20 protein-coding genes and 1 pseudogene are annotated in these 21,024 nt (G+C 62.2%); 15 read left to right on the forward strand and 6 right to left on the reverse strand.

The window, feature by feature from the left end:
- Window positions 1-315: 315 nt before the first annotated feature.
- The 7 genes and pseudogenes from ACSBOB_RS25920 to ACSBOB_RS25950 form a co-directional block, all read left to right on the forward strand.
- Window positions 316-966, forward strand: a pseudogene (locus tag ACSBOB_RS25920) (ABC transporter ATP-binding protein); the annotation flags it as partial.
- Window positions 967-997: 31 nt separating this feature from the next.
- On the forward strand, window positions 998-2,146 hold the full coding sequence (locus ACSBOB_RS25925) for an ABC transporter substrate-binding protein (protein ID WP_442578931.1): 1,149 nt from the start codon (window positions 998-1,000) through the stop codon (window positions 2,144-2,146).
- A 12-nt stretch (window positions 2,147-2,158) separates the two neighbouring features.
- Window positions 2,159-2,857 (forward strand): ABC transporter ATP-binding protein, encoded by a 699-nt coding sequence (locus tag ACSBOB_RS25930; protein ID WP_442583830.1) that lies wholly within the window; start codon window positions 2,159-2,161, stop codon window positions 2,855-2,857.
- Between the two features lie 66 nt (window positions 2,858-2,923).
- Entirely contained in the window at window positions 2,924-3,763 is an 840-nt protein-coding gene (locus ACSBOB_RS25935; protein WP_442578932.1) for a branched-chain amino acid ABC transporter permease, read from the forward strand.
- Between the two features lie 3 nt (window positions 3,764-3,766).
- Window positions 3,767-4,855: a branched-chain amino acid ABC transporter permease gene (locus tag ACSBOB_RS25940; RefSeq protein ID WP_442578933.1), complete on the forward strand. Its 1,089-nt coding sequence runs from the start codon at window positions 3,767-3,769 to the stop codon at window positions 4,853-4,855.
- 22 nt (window positions 4,856-4,877) lie between these two features.
- The gene (locus tag ACSBOB_RS25945) at window positions 4,878-6,263 is read left to right on the forward strand and encodes a glutamine synthetase family protein (RefSeq protein ID WP_442578934.1); all 1,386 of its coding nucleotides are present in this window, start codon (window positions 4,878-4,880) and stop codon (window positions 6,261-6,263) included.
- Between the two features lie 153 nt (window positions 6,264-6,416).
- Window positions 6,417-6,866: a hypothetical protein gene (locus ACSBOB_RS25950; protein WP_442578935.1), complete on the forward strand. Its 450-nt coding sequence runs from the start codon at window positions 6,417-6,419 to the stop codon at window positions 6,864-6,866.
- 206 nt (window positions 6,867-7,072) lie between these two features.
- Here ACSBOB_RS25950 and ACSBOB_RS25955 read toward each other — a convergent pair whose 3' ends face one another.
- The 4 genes from ACSBOB_RS25955 to ACSBOB_RS25970 all read right to left on the reverse strand — a co-directional run bounded on the left by ACSBOB_RS25955 (window position 7,073) and on the right by ACSBOB_RS25970 (window position 10,621).
- A complete protein-coding gene (locus ACSBOB_RS25955) occupies window positions 7,073-7,795 on the reverse strand; it encodes a glutamine amidotransferase (RefSeq protein ID WP_442578936.1) in 723 nt (240 codons plus the stop codon).
- Window positions 7,796-8,398 (reverse strand): helix-turn-helix domain-containing protein, encoded by a 603-nt coding sequence (locus ACSBOB_RS25960; RefSeq protein WP_442578937.1) that lies wholly within the window; start codon window positions 8,396-8,398, stop codon window positions 7,796-7,798.
- A 71-nt stretch (window positions 8,399-8,469) separates the two neighbouring features.
- Window positions 8,470-9,237, reverse strand: a complete 768-nt coding sequence (locus tag ACSBOB_RS25965) for an N-formylglutamate amidohydrolase (RefSeq protein WP_442578938.1) — start codon at window positions 9,235-9,237, stop codon at window positions 8,470-8,472.
- Between the two features lie 4 nt (window positions 9,238-9,241).
- Window positions 9,242-10,621: an aldehyde dehydrogenase family protein gene (locus ACSBOB_RS25970; protein ID WP_442578939.1), complete on the reverse strand. Its 1,380-nt coding sequence runs from the start codon at window positions 10,619-10,621 to the stop codon at window positions 9,242-9,244.
- 154 nt (window positions 10,622-10,775) lie between these two features.
- On the opposite strand from ACSBOB_RS25970, the gene ACSBOB_RS25975 reads away from it, so the two are divergent.
- The 7 genes from ACSBOB_RS25975 to ACSBOB_RS26005 all read left to right on the forward strand — a co-directional run bounded on the left by ACSBOB_RS25975 (window position 10,776) and on the right by ACSBOB_RS26005 (window position 18,083).
- On the forward strand, window positions 10,776-11,534 hold the full coding sequence (locus tag ACSBOB_RS25975) for an SDR family NAD(P)-dependent oxidoreductase (RefSeq protein WP_442578940.1): 759 nt from the start codon (window positions 10,776-10,778) through the stop codon (window positions 11,532-11,534).
- Between the two features lie 66 nt (window positions 11,535-11,600).
- Complete coding sequence (locus ACSBOB_RS25980) at window positions 11,601-11,798, forward strand: hypothetical protein (protein ID WP_442578941.1); 198 nt, start codon at window positions 11,601-11,603, stop codon at window positions 11,796-11,798.
- A gap of 48 nt (window positions 11,799-11,846) precedes the next feature.
- Window positions 11,847-13,997, forward strand: coding sequence for a N,N-dimethylformamidase beta subunit family domain-containing protein (locus tag ACSBOB_RS25985; protein WP_442578942.1), 2,151 nt, complete (start codon window positions 11,847-11,849; stop codon window positions 13,995-13,997).
- A 122-nt stretch (window positions 13,998-14,119) separates the two neighbouring features.
- Window positions 14,120-15,130 (forward strand): sugar ABC transporter substrate-binding protein, encoded by a 1,011-nt coding sequence (locus tag ACSBOB_RS25990; protein WP_442578943.1) that lies wholly within the window; start codon window positions 14,120-14,122, stop codon window positions 15,128-15,130.
- A gap of 54 nt (window positions 15,131-15,184) precedes the next feature.
- Window positions 15,185-16,714 carry a sugar ABC transporter ATP-binding protein gene (locus tag ACSBOB_RS25995; protein WP_442578944.1) on the forward strand — a complete coding sequence of 510 codons (1,530 nt, stop codon included), beginning with the start codon at window positions 15,185-15,187 and terminating at the stop codon, window positions 16,712-16,714.
- A gap of 8 nt (window positions 16,715-16,722) precedes the next feature.
- Window positions 16,723-17,697 carry an ABC transporter permease gene (locus tag ACSBOB_RS26000; RefSeq protein WP_442578945.1) on the forward strand — a complete coding sequence of 325 codons (975 nt, stop codon included), beginning with the start codon at window positions 16,723-16,725 and terminating at the stop codon, window positions 17,695-17,697.
- Between the two features lie 149 nt (window positions 17,698-17,846).
- The gene (locus ACSBOB_RS26005; RefSeq protein ID WP_442578946.1) at window positions 17,847-18,083 is read left to right on the forward strand and encodes a hypothetical protein; all 237 of its coding nucleotides are present in this window, start codon (window positions 17,847-17,849) and stop codon (window positions 18,081-18,083) included.
- 62 nt (window positions 18,084-18,145) lie between these two features.
- Here ACSBOB_RS26005 and ACSBOB_RS26010 read toward each other — a convergent pair whose 3' ends face one another.
- Both ACSBOB_RS26010 and ACSBOB_RS26015 read right to left on the reverse strand, forming a co-directional pair.
- Entirely contained in the window at window positions 18,146-19,186 is a 1,041-nt protein-coding gene (locus ACSBOB_RS26010; RefSeq protein ID WP_442583831.1) for an AI-2E family transporter, read from the reverse strand.
- 78 nt (window positions 19,187-19,264) lie between these two features.
- Window positions 19,265-19,477: a hypothetical protein gene (locus ACSBOB_RS26015; RefSeq protein WP_442578947.1), complete on the reverse strand. Its 213-nt coding sequence runs from the start codon at window positions 19,475-19,477 to the stop codon at window positions 19,265-19,267.
- 520 nt (window positions 19,478-19,997) lie between these two features.
- On the opposite strand from ACSBOB_RS26015, the gene ACSBOB_RS26020 reads away from it, so the two are divergent.
- On the forward strand, window positions 19,998-20,924 hold the full coding sequence (locus tag ACSBOB_RS26020; protein WP_442578948.1) for an ArsR/SmtB family transcription factor: 927 nt from the start codon (window positions 19,998-20,000) through the stop codon (window positions 20,922-20,924).
- Window positions 20,925-21,024 lie beyond the last annotated feature (100 nt).

The raw sequence follows: 21,024 nt of genomic DNA on the forward strand, positions 1-21,024 counted from the left end.
ACCACGCAGAAGGGCATCTCGATACCACGCCCTGGATGGAGCGGGTCCGGTCTTTCGATGGCGCAACGACGACGACGCCCAGACCCTGAAGAAAATTGCCATAAGCGATAAACTTTGCGATTTTAGAAAATTGTTGTTGCTCTAAGGCCAAAGATAGCTAACCTTTCAGCTCGAAGAGCCGGCGACAAAGACCGGCCATAACAGGGGACGCGGGCCGTGCTGTCCGTTTCAGGCATTCAGAAATCTTTCGGCGGCGTGCGCGCGCTTGACGACGCGCGGATCGATTGTTCCGCGAACGAGATTGTCGGCCTCATCGGCCCCAACGGTGCGGGGAAGTCGACTCTGGTCAACGTCATCAGCGGCTTCCTCAGTCCCGACAGCGGTTGGGTCCGACTGGATGGGCGCGATGTCCAGGGGTTGGACCCGAGGGCGATTTCCACGGCAGGCATCGCACGCACCTTTCAGAATCTGCGGGTCTTCCGTGACCTGACCGTCCGGCAGAATGTCGAGGTCGCACATATTCGCTGCGTTCAGCTACGGCCAGACCGGGCCGCGACAGTCTCGGTCGACGCTTTGCTCGATACTTTCGGCCTGGCCGCATCGGCCGCCGCGGTGGCGGGTAGCCTGCCTTACGGGATGCAGCGCTGGCTGGAGATCGCCCGCGCCATGGCCTCTGCCCCGCAAATCCTGCTGCTGGACGAACCGGCTGCCGGTCTCAACGACGAAGAGACCGAAAAACTACACCAGGTCATCACCTTGATCCGCAACAGCAAAGGTGTCGGCGTGGTCGTTATCGACCACGACCTGCGCTTCATAAACAGTGTCTGCGCGCGGCTTTTCGTAATGGATCAGGGTCGGCTGATCGCAAGCGGCACGCCTCGGGACGTGTGGGCGGATCGACGGGTGATCGAGGTTTATGTCGGCCCTGGCGGGCAGATGGGAACACCGCCCCAGCACAACGCATGAAGAAACAAAACCAGTAACAGGAGGACTACAGATGAACGGAAGGACTCGGATAGGCTTGGGTCTGTTGCTGGCGATGACCTCGCCCGGACTTGCCGATGACCAGGAACTCAAGATCGGTATCGCCGCCTCGCTGACGGGAGCCTACGCGCCCTACGTCGAGGTCGAGGGCGCACGCTGCCTGGCCGACAAGCTGAATGTGGCAGGCGTCGGCCCGAAAGTCACCATCATGGCGGAGGACACAAGGTCCGAGCCGCAGCTCTCGGTCACCATCGCGCAGAAGTTCCTCGATCAGGGCGCGCAGGTCGTCACGGGCATTCCGTTCCCGGACTCGTTGATCCCGATCGCGCAGATCGCCGAGCCATATGGAGCGACCGTCTTCTCCGCACCGAATACGCAGGTGGAGATGCAGGTTGCCGGCTTCGAAAACTTCATTGCCGGTGCCGTTCCTGATCCGGTAAATGCTGCATCGAGTGCCGAAGCTGCCTACAAGAAGGGCCTGCGTACGGCGGTTCTCCTGAAGTCGGCCGACGCCGGCTCCTGGTCCGACATGCTGCCCGAGTGGTTCGGCCAGAGCTTCGAGCATTGGGGCGGCAAGGTCATCGGACGGCTGAACCATTCCATCGGCACGAACGACTGGTCGCCGCAGATCGCCCAGATACGAGCTATGTCGCCGCAGCCGGATGCGATCATGATCTCCTCGGTCCTGCCCGACATAGGTATCCTGATCCGCCAGCTCAAAGCCAACGGCTATGAAGGGTGGGTGATCGGTTCGGACGGTTTCGACGATCCCTCCCTTGAAGGCACGGTCGTGGATTCCGGAACGCTGGAACGTGTGATGTTCGCGACCCACGGTCCGACTGGCACCGGCGGGCCGATCGACGAGTTCCTTGCCGACTGCAAGGCCAGGGGCTTTGCGGTGCAGGGTATCTTCGACGCGCTCGGCGCCGACATGGTGCTTGAAGCCCATTCGGCCGCGGTGCGCGCCGGTTCCGTCGATCCGGCGGCAATCCGCAAGGCCCTGCGCGCCGAAGGCGGCAATCCGGGCGTGACGGCGAAGGTGATATCTTATGCCGAAAACGGCAGTGCGCCGGTCAAGACAGTGCCGGTCATCGGCTTCCAGGACGGAAAGCGCATATTGATCCAGGACACCATTCCGGATTTCGTGCCGGAATGGAAATGATCCGTGGCCGAAATGCTGCGCCTTGAATCCCTGTCGGTCCGCTATGGGCCGGTACGGGCGGTCCAGGACCTGACTCTATCGGTTGGCGAGGGCCAACTGATTGCACTGCTAGGCCCCAACGGCGCCGGCAAGAGCTCGACCATCGGCGCTATCACAGGGCTGGTTCCGTCAACAGGGCGCATCCTGCTGCGGGGAACCGATATCAGCCGCCTGCCAGTCGAGGATCGCACGCTGCGCGGTATCGCCGTCTCACCCGAGGGGCGCAAGGTTTTCGTCAACCTGACGGTGGCTGAAAACCTCCGGCTCGGAGCGGCCTCCCGGCGCGACGCGGCCGGGGTCCGCGCCGACATCGAACGCTATCTGGAACTGTTTCCGGTCCTCGGCGAACGTATCGACCAGCTTGCGGGCACGCTTTCGGGCGGTGAACAGCAGATGCTCGCGATCGCACGGGCGATGATGTCGCGCCCCCGGCTGCTGCTTCTGGATGAGCCATCCCTGGGGCTTGCGCCGATGATCGTGACACGGGTCTTCGACTTCATCGGCAAGCTGAAGTCCGAAGGACTGACCGTCGTGGTGGTGGAGCAGAACGCCGCGCAGGCGGTACGCTTCGCGGATGCCGTCTGCATTCTGGGTACCGGGCGCGTCACATTCCGCGGCACACCGGCCGACATCGCCGGAACCGACGTGATGAAACTCTACCTTGGGGGCTGAGGGTCCATGGAGTATCTGATCCAGCAGTTGCTGAACGCGCTGGCCTTCGGGTCGGAGTATGCGCTGGTGGCGCTCGGCCTGGCGGTGATCTTCTCGATCATGGGTCTGGTGAATTTCGCCCATGGCGAAGTGATCGGAGCTGCAGCCTACACCGTGTTCCTCGCGGTCGGAATGGGGCTGTCCTCCCCTGCCCTGGTCGTCCTTCTGGCCATCCTATCGGCTGCCCTCATCTCGGTCGCGCTCGAGCGGATCGCGTTCCGGCCGGTGCGCAACGCGCCGGTGACGACCGGCCTTCTGACCGCGTTCGGCGTCAGCATCATCCTGCAGAACCTGTTCCAGTTGCTGATTTCGCCCCGTCCCCAAGCCTTCCCTGCCCTCAACGCGTTTAATACGACCTGGCGCGTGGGACCTTGGGCTGTGTCCTCGCTTCAGGTTCTGGAACTGGTGGCGGCGCTTGTCGCGGTCACCGCACTTCTCCTGTTTCTGGGCCGCTCTACGCTGGGCATCGCGATGCGGGCGGCGGCACGCGATTTCTCCACGGTACGGCTCATGGGCATTCGCGCCAATCGCGTCGTGGCCGCGGCCTTCGCGATTTCAGGAGCGCTTGCCGGAATTGCTTGCGTCTTTATCCTGGCCCGACGCGGCGGCGTCACGCCCGATATGGGCTTCGGCCTCGTGCTGAAGGCGTTCGTCGCCTGTGTCATCGGCGGATTCGGGTCACTGGTCGGCGCGGCGGCGGGAGGGATGCTTCTCGGCTTCATCGAGGTCGGCCTCGTGGTCGCGCTGCCGCAGGAAATGGGCGGGCTGAAGGACGCACTGACCTACGTGATCGTCACGCTCATCCTGATCTACCGTCCGGAAGGCCTGTTCGGCGCGCGGCGCGAACTGGGCGACAAGGAATTCTGATTCATGGCAGCCAACCTGACAGACGCGATTTCGGGACGGTCAAGCCTCGGCAAACCCGCCCCCTGGTGGCAGCGAGGGCTGACCGGGGGATTGCTGACGGCCGTACCGATGGTGGTTGTCGGGCTGGTGATATTGGCCGTCGCGCCGACCTGGGTGCAGCATCTGACGGCGGCGACGGTCATCAACCTGATCATCGTGGTGGGCCTTCAGGTCTATACCGGCAATTCCGGTATCGTCCATCTTGGACATTCCGCCTTCGTCGGTTTGGGCGCCTACGGGATGGCGATCCTGACGACGCCGCTCGCCATGAAGAAGCTTTCGATCCCCAATGCGCCCTTCGGCCTGTCTCAGATCGAATTGCACTGGTTCCCGGGTATTCTTGCCAGCCTCCTCGTCGTGGCGGTGGTGGCGCTGATGTCGGGCCGCGTGATCTCGCGCCTTTCAGGGATCGCGGCAACTATTGTCAGTCTGGCCTTCCTGATTGTGGTGCATTCGGTCTTCTTGCACTGGCCAGCACTGTTCAAGGGCAATCAGGGCTTCTTTGGCATTCCCAAGCTCATCGACCTGCCCATGGTTCTGGCGGCAGGTGTTGTGGTGATCGTGATCGCCCGGTTGTTCCGCGAAAGCCCTAATGGCCTGCAATTGCGGGCAAGCGCGCAGGACTACAAGGCCGCGGAAGCGGTCGCCATCGACGCCAATTCCCTGCGGTGGCAGGCCTGGATATTGTCGGCGCTGATCTGCGGTTTTGCCGGGATTCTGTTCGCCCTGTTCAACGGCACCATCAGTCCGCGCCTGTTCTATTTCCAACAGGTCTTCCTCACCCTTGCAATGCTGATCCTCGGCGGGATGGGCAGCGTGACGGGCGCGGTGGCCGGCGCAATGATCCTGTCGGTGGTGCTGGAACTCATACGCACCGTCGAATCCGGAATCACGATCGGCGGCGTTACGACGCCGACCATACTGGGACTCTCGGGAGTGGCATTGGGCGCGGTCATCGTGCTGTGCATGTCGCTGCGCCCGCAGGGGATCTGCGGACGCCACGAAGTCGACGAGTTGCTCGTGAGCTTCTTCACGCGCAACCGTCGGCTATGAATACCTAACGGGAGAGTAAAAAATGAACCTTGCCGAACAGGCAGCGGCCTTCGCACAGGATTATGAAGAGCAGTACAAGAAGCTCAAGGAGGCCGGCGTCGCCTTCCTGCAGAGCCACATGGTCGACATGGCCGGCGGCTTCCGCTCGAAGATATCTCCGCTGAAACTCTCGGCTTCGGGCGATGCGCTGAACGGCATCCTTTATTGCGTCTCGCATGGCGACGGACAGCCTATAGGCGACACCGCCTTTGCGGCCCCTCTCGCCACCGGCAACAATGGTTATCCGAACATCCAGGCCGTTGCAGACCCGGCATCGATCCGTCAGCACGGCTGGCGACGCGATACGGCGTCGATCATCATGAACGGCTACCTGCTCGACGGCACGCCCTGTGAGGTCGACCCGCGCCATGTCCTGCAAAAGGCGGACCAGCGGCTGCGTGCGCTCGGCTACGAGGCGAAGGTGGCCCTGGAATATGAATTCGGTATCTTCCATGCCGATCACGCGCTGATGCAGGCCGGCCGGTATCGCGAGTTGCAGCCCTGGGGCCACTCGCTGGTCAACTACGATCTGGTGCGCAGCGGCGACTATCAGGATCTGGTCATCGAATTCATGAACCGCATGACCTCGCTGGGGATAGGCGTCGCTTCCTTCGTCACCGAATACGGCTACGGCATGTACGAGTTCGCCCTGACACCGAAGCCGGCGGTCGAGGCGGCCGACGACGCGATGCGCGCCAAGCTGCATCTGCGCGAGCTTTGTGCCGAGCGCGGGCTGGTCGCCACCTTCATGACCCGCTTCCAGCCGCCCGGCAAGGAAAGCGCCTGCGGCGCCCACCATCACCTCAGCCTATGGCAAGACGACAAGCCCGCGCTGGCCGCCGGGCTGAACAATCTTTCGCCCGTCGGCCAGCAGTTTCTCGCCGGTCTCCTGAAACACCTGCGCGACACGCATGTGTTCTTCCGACCAACGATCAATTCATACCGCCGCTTCGATCGTGGCGCGTGGTCGCCGACCGACGTGTCGTGGGGATACGAGAACCGTACCGCCGCGATCCGTGCGATTACCACGCCTGCCGCTTCGGCTTGCCGGTTCGAGCACCGGGTGCCAGGCGCGGACATCAATCCCTATCTCACGATCGCCGCCATGCTGGCCGCCGGCGCGGATGGCATAGAAAAAGGGCTCGCCCCGCTGCCGGTCTCGCCCGGAATGGCCGAGAATACCGTTCCGCTCCAATCGTCTCTGGCAGCGTCGGTGGAGGATTTCGCGGCTTCGGAATTCTGTGCCGAAGTTTTCGGGGAGACCTTCGTGAGCCACTATGCCGCCAGCCGCCGCAACGAAGTCGCAGCCTTCGACACCTGGGCTTCCCAGCGCATCACCGATTTCGAATGGCAGCGCTATTTCGTCTGATACCGACGGCGTTTGAATTTGACCGGAGCCGGCAGCCGGTACTGCCGGTTCTTCCTCGCTGACATCGTGCGATGTCGGGCGGGGAAGACGCTTATAGGAAAAATTTCCTTGCTCATTCCGACCACTCTGCTATTGTACCTTCGGGAGGCTGGGATGGGCAGGGCGGAATACGAGGAGGAGCAGCAGGAACTGAAGGGCATCGCGGCGACGCTGCTTTGCCTGGCCGTTCTGGCCGAGTTCCTTTGCATCGTGCCGTTGCGGGTTCGCGTCCTTGTCCTGTCGCTGCTGCGGCCGTCCGAGGCCGTGGCGCGGGCATTTGCCATGGAACAGGCCGGCGGCGCGCTCGCGCTGCCTCCGGCTACGGTTTGCGGACCAGATGGCGACGGCTGCGCCGAAGCGTTGCGCCTTGCTCTCTGTTTTCGCGTGCTGGCCGCCATCATCACGGCGGACTTGCAGGGTTCTGCCGCCGGGCGGCGACCGTTTCGCGGCGGGCCGGATCGGCCTCTTGCGCAAAGCGTGCCGGCGATTGCCTGGCAGAGCCACGCAAGGCAGGCGCGGCGCGCAACGGCCTTTCTCGGCACGGGGCGCATCGACACGTCATGACCGCCGGCCGGGTGTTTGCCGTCCGGCTTTCGGACTAGGCTCCAGCTTCTCGACAGTGCGAACGCCATCCGCACCGCGCGCTTGGCGGCGCTGGCGTTCCGATGCCGATGGCGGTCAAAGTTTACCGCCGCTGGTATGAGGCATGTTTGCGCCCTAGATGCAGAGGTCCGGCCGAAAGCCGGACCTTTTCATTTTGAGCGCGGCGCTCAGGCTCGGGACAGCGCCACGAAGCGACGCAGCAGCGCCGGTCCCTCGGCAGTCTCCGAAAGCCCGGCATCAAGCGCGGTAGGATCGAAGCCAAAGGCGGCGTGATCGTCCCACAGGGCATCCATCAGCATCTTCATCATGGCAAGGTCCAGTTCGGGATGGAACTGGACACCCCAGGCCCTTGGGCCGTGACGCAATACCTGATGCGGATCCAGCGCGGTGCGGCCAAGGATGGCCGCGCCCGGCGGCGGTGCCAGCACCACCTGATAGTGATGCGACTGGAACCGCGAGGACGACGGAACCGCGCCGAAAAGCGGATCGTCTTCCAGGCCCTCGTGCAGCGATACCGATACCGAACCGGCCTCTATTCCGGCGGGAAGCGGACCGACTGTCCCTCCAAGCGCATGGGCCAGCAATTGATGTCCGAAGCAGACGCCTAGCACCATCTGCTCCTGCGCGACCGCCTGGCGCAGCCACTCCGCAGTGCGCAGCATCCACGGCGCCTGCTCCGTCACCATGGCAGAAGCGCCGGTGACGATTACGGCCGCATGCTGGCCAACCGGCGGCAGAGCAACATCGCGAAACACATCGACGACCTCGACTTCGTCCGCGCCAAGCCCGGCGGACTTTATGAAGGTGTCTTCCGTATCGCCGTGGCGCAGGACGAATTCGTTGGAAACCGGGGCCAGCGTCCCGGCCTTGAGGATCAGGACGGTGCGCAATCATTCCCCTCCGGAAGGAAAATTCAACGGCATGGGCCCGCGCATCGAATTCGACATGAACAGGACCGTTGGGCCTTCTCCATGGCAGACATAGCCGTGCTCCATCTCGCCGTCGAACAGGATGCTGTCTCCTGTCTCGAGCAAGAGCGGTTCGTAATGCCGGGTATGCAGAACAAGACTGCCTGAAAGGATCTGCAGGAATTCCTCTCCGGAATGGGAGCGCCAGCCTCCCGTTTCCTCGAGGCTGCGCCCGGTTACGGTGACATTCCAGAACAGGTTGCTCTTGTCGCGGAAATCGCTGCTCAGGACCTCGAAAACCATTCCCTTCGTTTCATGCCGTGTGCCGGTCCCGGCACGCACGATCGACCTGCGCGCGAGCGGCCGTGTACTGGGCGCGGTGAGGAAAGAGGTCACCGGCACTTGCAGGACGCCCGCGATCTTCAGCGCCAGTTCGACGGAGATGCGCTGCTTGCCGTTTTCCAGTTTTGAAAGTTGCGAGACTGTCAAGCCGGAGCGTTCGCTGAGTGCGCGCAATGAGAGATTGAGCCGCTTCCTCGTGAGCCGGATGGCCGCGCCAAGGTCACTTCCAACACCGTCTTCCAAAGTCGCTCCTTCATTTCCTCAAAGCGCGTGCGACTATAGTTGCTGCGCCGGTGCATGTCAGCCGATCACCACTACGTCGCCTTGCCCTCGATTGCCTCGGCGAGAACCTCGGTCAACAGCATGTTCAGAAACGGCAGACGTTCAGGCTGCAGGAACAATGCATTGTTTACTTCGAGGTAAAAGCAGGGCAGCCCGCGATCCAGCCCATGCGTCCGCAGGCTATAGGCCTCGACCTCGCGCCAGTCGTACGGCGCGTTATCGCCAATGCGCAGCCCGAGTGCCGGAGCGCGCCGTTCAAGCCCTTCAAGAACGCAACGCACGAAGGGGTCCTTCTCTCGCCACAGCACCCCGATATCGACCGGCCGATGGTAGCCGGCCATCACGGGCGTAAAGGAATGTACCGATACGACGGCTTTGCGGCCGGCCAGCAGCGGCACGATCGCCCGGTCGAGCGGTTGCACCGCGATCGATGCGCGCAGCGCCCTGTCTTCTTGGCTGATATCCAGGTTGCCCGGCACCGGTATGCCGCCAAGATCGGGACGCATATGGTCCCAATCGCTGGCAAAGCGGTTGTAGTCGAGGAAGATGCGCGAATATCGGGCCAGAACCGCAGGTGCCTGCAATCCTTCGGACAACGCCCTCGTCAGGCCGTCCACCCCCGGATCATAAGCGTAGTGCGTGCTAAGAAAGGCCGGGGCCAGGCCGAGATTCCGCCACGGCTCCGGTATGACCGCTCCTGCATGCTCGCACAGCAGCAGCAGCGGACTGATTTCGCCGGCGCGCAGCACTTCGACAGCGTCGACGGCCAGCCGTTCTACGGTATCGGCATCCAGTTCCATGACCTCACCCCAGGGTGCGGATGTGGAAAGCCTTGGCTGCGGTGGTTTCAATCAGGCCAATGCGGCCGTTGGTACGGCCGAGGCCGGAATCCTTCACGCCACCCCAAGGCAGGTAAAGGTCAGCATGGTCGCAGCGATTCAGATAAACCGTTCCCGCCTCCACTTCGTCCAGCAGCGCGGTGCCGCGTTCGATGTCTTCGGTCCAGATGCTGGCAGCCAGGCCGTATTCGGAATCGTTCATCAGTGCGATCGCCTCCTCGTCGCCCGAAACCGACTGAATGCAGGCCACGGGGCCGAACAATTCGTCACGCATGATCGACATCGAATGATTCAGACCCGCAAGAACCGTCGCCGGAACATAGGCCGGTCCCAGATCACTGACGCCACGCAACAAGCCCTTGGCTCCGGCCGCCAGCGCCGCGTCCACCTGCCCGCGAATCCGGCCGGCAGCGCCGGCATTCACCACTGGACCAAGCATCGCCTTTTCCTTGACCGGATGGCCGATGTTCCACTTGGCCGCCTCGGCCAGCAGGGCCTCCGTGAAGCGCGTCTCGATCTTGCGGTCGACATAGATCCGCTCGACGGAACAACAGCTCTGTCCGGCATTCGAGAAGCAGCCCTCGGCGATATCCGCGACCAGCTTGTCGATATTGGCATCCGCGCGGATATATGCCGGATCCTTGCCGCCGAGCTCGAGATGCACTGCCGTCATGGTTCCACCCGCCGCGGCATGGACCCGCTTGCCGCCTGCGACCGACCCGATGAAGTTCACCGCACGAAAGGTGCCGGCCGCGATCAGCCGCTCGGCGTCGGGATGGGAAAGATGAAGGCTCTGGAACACCCCCACCGGACCTCCGGCTGCAAGCCATGAAGCTTCGGCGAGTTCGGCAATGCCCGGCGTCTGGGGCGAGTGCTTCAGGATCACCACATTTCCGGCCAGCAGCGGCTGGCTGACCAGATAGCCCAGCATGGCGGTGGGGTAGTTCCAGGCGCAGATCGACAGGTGCAAGCCGCTGGCCACCGGTCGCGTGAAGCGCCGGATGCCCGGATCGGATTCGAATTCGGTGTCCGACAGCGTGGCAGTCGCCGACTTCGTCAGCAATTCGCCCACAAGCGCCAAACGCGATGTCTCGTCAGCCTGCCACAGCGGACGACCGATGCCCCATGTCACGGCCTCGGCCAGTTCCGCGGCGCGCGCCTTCATTTCCTCGCCGAAGCGCAGCACAAGCGTGGCGCGCTCTTCCAGCGGGGTGCGCAGCCAGGATTTCGCAACAGCCTGCGCCACTGCGAGCTTGGCTTCGATCTCAGAAGCGGAGGCGTAGGGACGCTCCACGTAGATCGACCCGTCAACCGGGGAAACAACCGAGAAACCATTCAGAGACATGAAAAGCCCGCCATGATTGGAGAATTTTCCGAACCATAAGCGAAATTTCCAAACGGGCAACTTTTTTCCAATTCTGCTTGTAATATTTCCAAGACGAATTACGCTGGCCTCAATCAAGGCGAAGGTCCGACACGCGGCCTCTGGGAGTTGGAAGATGAGCACCTACAATTTTGCGGGCCGGCATGCCGTGGTTACCGGGGCAGGCGGCGGCATGGGCGAGGCGATCGCCAGAAACCTGCTCGAAGCGGGGGCCTATGTCAGCGCCATGGACCTCAAGCCGCAGCCCGAAAGCCTGAGCGGCTTCGGCGACCTGCTGACCTATTATGTGGGCGACCTGTCGGATGCCGACTTCATCCAATCCACCATCACCGCGGCCGGAACCGCCCGCGGCTCCATCGACTATCTCGCGAATGTTGCGGGCGTGCTTTGGTTCGGACGCGACAAGTCGGTGCTGGAGATGGATATGAAGACCTGGGACGAGGTTTTCGCCATCAACCTGACCGCGCCCGCACTGACTGCGCGGTTCGCGGTGCCCTTCATGCGCAAGACCGGGTGCGGTGGCGCGATGGTCCATTTCTCGACCGTGCAATGGTATCGTGGAGATCCCAATCCGCAGGACGCATATCAGGCTTCCAAGGCAGGGCTTTGCGCGTTGTCGAAGTCGTTGGCGATGCAACTGGCCGCTGAAGGCATCCGCTCCAACGCCATTTGCCCGGGCATGACTGCCACGCCGCTGCAGGCCCGATGGGACAATGACGAAACGCTGAAGGCGGTCGCGGCCTATGCGCCGCTGGGACGGATCGGAACGCCGCAAGACATGGCGAATGCGGCCCTTTTCCTGCTGTCCGACGCCGCCGGCTACGTCACCGGCATCGAACTCGCCGTCGACGGCGGCCTTCTGATGCGGATGTGATCTCTACAACGCCCCCTCCCCTTTGCGCGTCCGCCGCCGCGCATCGAGGCTCGAAGCCGAAGCCACATGACCGGCGGCGTGCTGGGAATTCCGCTGAAGGGTGAGACGGTTGGCATGGATGAACGCAAGCGACGCGCCGAGATCATCCGCCGCACCACGCTGGAGGTGCTGGAGCGCGGGGCTCAGGAAGACATCCCGCCCCATTTCGCCGCAGACCGCATGGCGCGCGAAATCATCGCCTCGCACCGGCAAAGGAGACGCTAAAGCCCACCGGTGCCCGACACTACCGCAACGCGACAAAGGAGGAGACCCATGCCGTTGCATGCCTATTTCGAAGAGTGGACCCTCCGGCCCGGCGATACCGCCCGGCTGGCGGTCAGTTCCGAGCAGGCCAGCGTCCGCGCAACGCTCGTCCGGTTTGTCGGAGGCCCCGGAGCCCGCAACGACAGGAAAGTGCAGACCCAGGCGCTCCCACAGCATCTCGACCACACGTTTGCCGGTCGAGTGCAGCAGACTGCGATCGGCTCCTATGCGCGACTGCCGTTGCCGAGCGGATTGCCGGCAGACATCGTGCTGCATTGCTGGATCTGGCCGACGGCGCCTAATGCGCAGCAGCCGCAGACACTCTGGACCCTCGGGGATTTCCGGCTCGAACTTTCAGGCGGACGGCTGCGGCTGGCAGGAGCGACCGGAAGCATCGAGACCGGGCCCGCCCTGAACGCCAAGCGCTGGTATTCTGTCGCCGTGCATATCGGCAATGGGCGCGCCAGCCTGGATGTACGGCAGTCCAAGGGTTTCCACGTCGAGGGAACAGGCCGGGCCGAAGGGGCCTTGAGCGGCTCGACCGCTGCCACGGAGCTTCTGCTTTCGGCAGCCGGTTTCGACACGGCCGGTTCGCCACTCTCCCCGTTCAATGGCAAGATCGACCTGCCGCGACTGTATTCCGCTCCGTTGACGGAGGCGGAATTGATCATGGCGGCCAAGGGCGAAACGCCGCGTGGCGATGCGCTGGTCGCCTGGAGCGTCGGCCCGGATTGGGGCACGGTCCGCATCGCCAACGTCACCGGCAATGCCACCGACGGCCGGGCCTTCAACGGTGCCGAAAAGGCGGTAACCGGCCGCAACTGGAGCGGCGATACAGAATCCTGCATCGACCGTCCGAACCAGTATCAAGCCCTCCAATTCCATGACGACGACGTCGAAGACGCGGGTTGGAACTACGACCTGCATTTCGTGTTGCCTGCGGGGTTGGCGAGCGGAATCTATGCCGTGCAGTTGGAGGACGGCACGGAAACCGTACATGTGCCGTTCTTCCTGGCCGCTCTCAAGGCGGACAAGGCGCCCATTCTCTTCCTGGTCCCGACCAACACCTATCTCGCTTACGGCAACGACCGGCTGGCGACGATGGACTTCACCTTCGCGATGGAGCACCAGCTCGACATCGACCCGGAGGTCTCGGAGGTGCTGCGGGATCCGCGCTTTGGCCGGTCTGCCTATGATACCCACGCCGACCGCACCCCTGCCCGCTATGCAAGCCGACGTCGTTCGCTGGTGACGATCCGGCCAGCCGCGCGCAGTTGGCTGACAGACAGCTACCGGCATTTCGCGACCGATCTCTACTACATCGAATGGCTGGAAAAGGCCGGCATTCCTTATCATGTCGCCACCGACGAGCTGCTGGAGACAGAAGGGCGTGCGCTGCTGGACAAATACCAGGTGGTCATCACCGGCTCTCATCCCGAATACTGGGAAGACGGGGCTCTGCAGGCGCTGGAATCCTATCTGGGTGAAAGCGGAAAGCTGATCTATCTGGGAGGCAACGGCTTCTACTGGGTCACCACCCGCTTTCCGGATCGCCCCTGGGTCATCGAGATTCGCCGGGACAACGGCTCCACCCGAAGCTGGGACGCTCCTTTTGGCGAGCGGCGTCATGCCTCCACCGCGGAACTGGGTGGCATCTGGCGCCTCAGAGGCCGTGCTCCGAACATGGTCGCGGGCATCGGGTTCGCCGCCGAAGGTTGGGGCCGCGCAGCCGCCTACAAGCGGTTGCCCGCTTCATATGAGGGTGAGGGCGCGCGCTTTTTCAAAGGAATCGAGGGCGAAATCTTCGGCGACCAGGGGCACATCCTCGGCGGAGCGGTAGCGGACGAGATCGACCGCTACGACGCCAATCTGGGCAGCCCGAACCATGCCGAGATCCTTGCGACGTCGACCGCTCTCGGCCGCGAATATCAGTTGGTCATCGAAGACACGACCCTGACGGCTCCCAATCAAGACGGCATCGACCGGCCGGATGTCGTGCGCTCGGACATCGTCTATTTCCGGACCGCCGGAGGCGGCGAAGTCTTCTCCGCCGGCTCGATCGCCTACATCGGCTCGGTTGCCTGGAACGATTTCGACAACCCCGTCTACCGGCTCACCACCAATGTCCTGCGTGATTTCGCAGGCCAGACCGCGGCCTGAGACGTCCCCTCACAGGGGTCCGCTCCCGGCCGGAATGCGAGGCCGGGACCAGGCGCCCTCTGTGATCTTGAAAGACTACGAAAACAAAAAAGCTCAACAGCCCCTTCCAGAGGAGAAAGACAGTGATCAGAAACGTGTTCTTCGCGTCAGCTCTTGCGACATTCTTCTGCAGCGCCGCCATGGCCCAATCGTCCACAATCGAAATGGTCGATCCGGCCGTCTTGCGCGAGACTTCGTCGACCGCCTGCGATGGCGGCAAATCCTATACGATCGCCTATAGCCATTCGGTGTCCGAAGCCGCTTTCGTGCGCCGCCTGCGCGACTTCGCTGATGCCCGCGCGGCAGAACTCGGCTGCGTGACCGTCATGCACGACAACACCCAGGCCAACAACCTCGAGACCCAGATCAACGCCGTTCAGGGATGGATCAATCTCGGCGTCAATGCGATCGTCGTTACGCCTATCGACGAAGCCGCGCTGAAGCCCTTGCAGAAACAGGCTCAGCAAAAAGGCATCAAATGGCTCACCTATGTCAGCCCGATGGAGGGCGCGGACGGCTTCGTCGGCTTCGACCATGCCCAGTCCGGCCAACTGATCGCGCAGGCCGCAATCGATTGGGTCAAGGCCAATGGCAATGGCGAGGCCAAGGCGCTGGTGACCACGCTGACCGGCCTGCCCTCGGTCTCGGCCCGCTGGACCGAAGTCGAGCGTTTGTTCGCCGACGCCGGCATAACCATCGTTTCGATGCAGGACTCCGCCGACCAGGCCTCCGGCCTGACGATCGCCGAGGCTGTTCTACGCCAGCATCCAGACCTGAACATCATCATCGGCCTGAACGATGACTCGGCGCTCGGCGCCAATCGCGCAGTGGTGATGGCAGGCAAGGATCCTTCCAAATTCTTCGTCGGCGGCCAGGACGGTTCCTACGAGGCACTGATCGAGATCAACAAGGGTGCCACCTATAGGGCTAGCTCAGCACTAATGGTCAACGACCTTGGGCACAACATCGTCAACCTCGCGCTCAACGCGATTACCGGCGCGGGTCCGAGCTTCGCGTATACCCCGACAGTGCTCGCCAGCAAAAAAGATCAGGCGCTGCTGGACAAGCTGATCGCCAATTTTGCCGACAAATGACCGACGAGGGGCCGTGGGCGCATGCCCACGGCCTGCGCAGCCGAAAGGAAAGTCATGTCTGATGTCGTCGAAATCCGCGGCCTGAGGAAATCCTACGGCACGAATGAGGTGCTGAAGGGCGTTGATCTCGACTTTCGCAGTGGAGAAATTCACGCCTTCCTGGGCGCCAATGGCGCGGGCAAATCCACTCTTCTCGGTTGCCTCTCGGGGGCGGTCACCCCCGGTTCCGGCACCATCACGATCGGCGGACGCATCAACAAGGCCCTCACCCCGCACCAGTCGAGCGAGCAGGGTGTCGCGATCATCTACCAGCATTTCCAGGTGATCGAAGGACTCACCGTTGCCGACAACATCTTCCTCGGCAGCGAACTCCTGTCCTGGGGACGAGTAAGAGCGGCCGAACAGAACCGCATTGCCTCGGAGTTGCTGGAACGGTTGGGTGTCCGTCTCGATCCGCGCGCGATGATTGAAACGCTGAGCGTCGGCGAACGTCAGTTGGTCGAAATTGCCCGTACCTTGCACCTGAAGCCAAGCGTTCTCATCCTGGACGAGCCAACTGCCGCGCTTTCCAGCCGGGAGACGGAGGCGCTGCACCGCGTCGTGCGGCATCTGGCCAAAAGCGAGAACCTGGCAATCATCTACGTTACGCATCTGATCGACGAGATTGCGATGATCGCCGACCGGGTGTCTATCCTGCGCGATGGCCGCGTGATCTGGAGCCGACCGGTCGCCGAGGCGTCCCATGCCGAAATCACGGCAGCGATCGCACCGAATATGGCGCGAGGCCACGCCCGCGCCAGCAACGCCCGTCTCGACGCCTTGCCGGTCCTGGAACTCGAGGGGTATCGTTCGGACTATACGGGCCCGGTCGACCTGAGCCTGCGTCCCGGCGAGGTCGTAGGGCTCTATGGCCTTCTGGGTTCGGGACGCACCGATCTGCTGGAAGGGCTGGTTGGAGCGCGGCGGCACCGCGGGGGCAAGCTGCGCCTGTCGGGCAAGGACACGCACCTGTCCGGCCCGCGTCACGCAAAGGCCGCAGGCGTAGCCCTGGTCGCTTCCGACCGCAAGGAACAGAGCCTGTTCGGCACGCTGGGGGCGCTTGAGAACGTGTTGATGCCCCATTTCGGCGGATTTGCCGGCGGCTCGCGGCGGCAAGCGCAACTCTTCGACGACATCGCCACGCGCATGCAACTGCACCCGCATCTGCCGCGACAGGCCGGGGAACTTTTCAGCGGCGGCAACGCGCAGAAGCTGATGATGGGACGCTGGCTATTTCCGGAGCTTGGCATCCGGGTCCTGCTGCTGGACGAGCCGACCCAGGGCGTCGACGTAGGCGCGCGTGCCGAACTCTACCGCCTGCTGCAGGATTTCACGGCGGCGGGCGGGGCGATACTGGTCGCCTCCTCCGCCCCGGATGAGATCGCGGCCCTGTGTGATCGCGTGCTGATCCTGGCCAAGGGACGGCAAGCCTTCGAAATGGACAAGGACATCACCGAGGAACGGCTGGTCGAATGCGCCCACCACTACTCTCACACGCTTGAGAGCGAGCAGGCGCGAGCCTCGCTCACAACGATCCAAGGATAGACGTCATCATGACCCTTCCCGCCTCTTCCACGCACGCCACGGGTGCCGGCCGCTCCGCCCTATTGGACCATGCAACCTCCGCTGCCCTGCCGTTGACGGTCCTTCTCCTGGGACTATTCTTCACGCTCGAGTCACCTGCCTTCCTGACAGTGGACAATCTCATCAGTATTTCGGTGCAGGTTGCGACACTGATGACAATAGCCGTGCCCTCCGCCGTATTGGTAATGGCGGGCAAGGTCGATCTTGGTGTCGGCTCTCTTCTGGCGCTTTCGGCCGTCGTGGCAGGCCTGAGTTTTCCGCATCTGGGCATAGGTGGAACGATCGTCCTGACGCTGGCTGTTGGCGCGCTGGTCGGGCTGGTGAACGGAATCCTGATCGGCGGCCTGGCCATGTCGCCGATCATCGTGACGCTCGGAGGACTGACGCTCATGCGCGGGATGGCACAATGGCTGTCACCCAACCCGCTTTTCGGCTTTCCGGACGCCTTCACCTATATCGGCTACGGACGGGTGCTGGGGCTGCCGATCCTGACCTGGATCATGCTGGCAGTCTTGGCGGCGGGCGTTGTCATCATGCGCTTTTCCGCCATCGGACGGCATTCGATTGCGCTTGGCGTGAACCAGCGCGCGGCCTTTCTCGTGGGCATACGGGTTCAGCGCACCACGATCCTGCTCTACGTCGCAGTGGGCCTTGCCACGGCGCTGGCTGCATTGATGAGCATCGCCCGGATCAACTCCGCCCCTTCAGGCACGTTGGGCGTCGGCATGGAACTGAGCGTCCTGACCGCAGTGCTTCTGGGAGGCGTGCCGTTTTCCGGAGGCCGGGGGTCGCTCCTGCGCGTCGCGCTGGGCGTCGTGCTCCTTGGAATGCTCGCCAATGGCTTGATCCTGATGAACGCACGCACTGAAGTTGGCCTCATGATTACCGGTCTTGTCCTGATTCTTGCCGCCGGGCTGGACATATTGCGCCGCTATCGAAGCTAAATCGGCGTCCGCCGGAGCGATCCGGTACTCACCTGAAATGCTCAGGCCCGCAGGCCACAAAAAAGCAAAGAGACCACTCTCCAATGAGCAAGGAAGAAGACGACGTGGCCGTCATCGTGCAATGATTCACAGGATTCTGGGGCAAGGACGTGAATTTTGCCGACGTCGATGAGATCCCAGCGCCCGACATGCTGCTCAAATATTCGCGGTACGAACCGCGGCGCGGCCGCGACGACATCAAGGCATTCATGACCGACTTCGGGGAGGGCAAGGGGACTGGAAAGGGACAATTCGGCAGTAAGCTGACATCTATCCGCCGAATCCTCGCGTCAATTCAGGCGGGGAAACGAAAAGCTCCTCGGCGGTTTCGCTATCATTTGCCATAGTCGCATCGACAACGGCGAGGCGCATCGCGCTTCGTTCGACCGCGTACTCGCTCTGCCAATCGTTATTTCGGCTGCTCTTTGGAAGAGGATGTTGGCGATCCCAGCAACTCCGCGACCCATCGGGTCGACGGCGATTGCGCGCAATAAGTCAGGATCGCGATGGTGATGGGAACGCCTATGAAGGCGCCGAAAACGCCCCATATGAACGACCAGAAGAATACCGAAAACAACACGACGAACGGGGTGATCGCCAGCGCGTAGCCGGCAACACGCGGTTCTATGTAGCTGCCGATGATGAACTGAATGACATTGAGTCCGGCGAAAATCAGCAGGGCCGATTGCGGCGATCCGAATTGCGCCAGGGCATACAAGGTAGGCAGGAGTGTTGCGACGAACGGGCCGATGAAAGGTATGTAGTTCAGCGCGAAGGCGATAGCGCCCCACTCGGCTGCGAACCGCAGGCCGAATGCGGTTGCGAGCACCCATACCATCAGGCCGGTCGCCAGGCTCATCAGAGTCCTCACCAGCATGTAATGGCGCAATTTCGCGGCCGTGAGCGCACTTCCATCGATCAAGACGGCCGCTGCCTTGGGGCTCAAGGCCTTACGGGCGTTTCTGCCGACAGTTTCCGTGTCCAGAAGACCCAACAGTACGTAGACAATCACCACGACCCAGAACGAGAACATAGTATTCAGGCGCAGGGTAACACCCTGAAGCATCCGCAATATCGAACCTGCGTTGAAATGCTCGGTCCAAAGCCCCCCTACCTCGACGCCATGACCTTCGAGCCAGGCGACAAGCTGACCGTAGAGCAATTGAAAGCGACCAATGTCCGCGACCGTCGACCGAACGACGCGGCCGAAGCCCCAACTCGTGATGAATGCGAACGCCAGGAAGGCGAAGGCTATGATGCAAACCACCATCGCCAAAGCCGCCAGTTTCGGGAGAAATCGTTGAAGGCGAGATTGCAGCGGCCACGCGAGCGCTACGACAAAAAAAGCCCCGGCGACGGGCGCGATCACCGTCGCCGCAGATTGAAGCACCCACACAAGCGCAGCGAACGCCAGGATCCAGAGGGGTGCTAAATTTCTTGGTTCCGTCATCAATGCACCGAGCCCTTGATACCAATCTTTCAGGGCTGAAAGCACATCAGACAGCCCGCAACAACCAACGATGTGCATTCATGGCTTGATTGCACAGACTATGATTTCCGGACGGATCTTCGCGCCGTTCGCCGTAACGGATTGTGGGAGCGGCTCGATCGTAAAGGTCTCGCCGTCTTGCCCGTGAAAGACGATGTCTTTGTCCGAAATCTCGATTCGCCAGCCCGGCTCGTTGCCGCGTGCCGTGAGCGTCGCGGCCTGCGTCGCGCCGGGCGCGGCAAGGGTGAGCAAAAGCACGGAAGCGGCTGTCGCGAACACCTCGCGGGCCTTGGCATCTGGTGTGTTGTTGTCACGGCTATGGGCGCCGGAATTCCGGCCTTAAGTCCACACTCTGCTTGAGAAAGCGCAGGCACACATCAAAATAAACGCGCCGCACAGTTTTTGGATATGTTGCATGTCCCATCTACGTCACTCGCACTATGCTTATGCGCGGCCGATGTCGTCAGTGGCCTTTAGCGCACCAGCGACTGGGCCACGACATGAGCACTAGCCTGGTCGTGCGCATGGTGGCAAGATTCGCGCTGCAGCCGTTCTCCGATCGTCTCGCTTTCCCGACCACACCAAGTGAAGCAGATATCGAGTATGATCGACGCCATCACCGGAACATGCGCCGGCGAAGGGAGCGTCCAGTTGCGGGAGATTGATGCAGAAAGAAGTTCGTCTTTGCAGCGCAACCGCCACGCACCGACCGCAGCTTTATTTATATCTGACAGGCTGATACATAACCCCGTGAGACGATGCGCGGGGCTTTATGGCGAATGAGATTATCGTTGTCGATCCGCTCGAACGGCTCGACCTGCTGAAAAGCCTCGCGAGCGAGGTTCGTGTGCGGATTCTCGATCTCCTGAACCGCAGGGGGCCGCGGAACGTCAATCAGGTGGCAGATGAACTTGGTCTTCCGCAATCGACGATTTCGGCAAATATTCAAGTTCTTGTCGATGTGGGTTTGATCAAAACAAAATCACAGAAGGCCCGAAAGGGCAGCCAGAAGGTCTGCTATTCGACATTCTCCGAATTGGTCGTCGCTTTCAAGGAGCGCAACCCCGGGCAAGATCTAAGCGCCATCGAAGTGGCAATGCCGCTGGGGCTCTATACCAGATGCGAAGTTTCGGCTCCGTGCGGCCTCTGCTCCAGGGACGAGGTGATCGGGCTTCTCGACGTGCCCGACACCTTTCTCGATCCCGGCCGCATGCGGGCCGGACTATTGTGGTTCACGCGCGGCTTCGTCGAATACCAGTTTCCCAACAACGCGACGCTTGCCCACGCCGAAGTCGGCGGGCTCGAACTCGCGATGGAACTTTCGTCGGAAGTGCCAGGCACGTCCAAGGATTGGCCGTCTGACATCACGATCGCCATCAACGGCCACGAGATAGATACCTGGACCGCACCGGCCGACTACGGCGACAAGAGAGGCAAGCATACGCCCGACTGGTGGAAGCTCGCAGGATCGCAATATGGCGACCTCAAGCACTGGCGCGTCACGAACAAAGGTACCTACCGCGACGGCGCCGAGGTCTCAAAATGCTCGCTGGCCGATCTGGAACTAGAGCGTCACCGCTCGATCCGGATTCGGATCGGCGTGAAGGAGGATGCGCGCCATCCCGGCGGCATCAACATCTTCGGCAGCGGCTTCGGAAATCACAGCAGAGACATCATTCTGCGGCTGCTAAGAGCGTAAGCACGCATTAGCACTTGACGGTCGCACTGACTCCGCCCTTAACTCACCCAAAATCCGGATATAGACCGCAAACGCGGATTTAATCCACAGTGGGGAGGTA

Source organism: Mesorhizobium sp. KACC 23794 (assembly GCF_052180275.1).
In the GTDB taxonomy this organism is placed as follows: Bacteria; Pseudomonadota; Alphaproteobacteria; order Rhizobiales; family Rhizobiaceae; genus Kumtagia.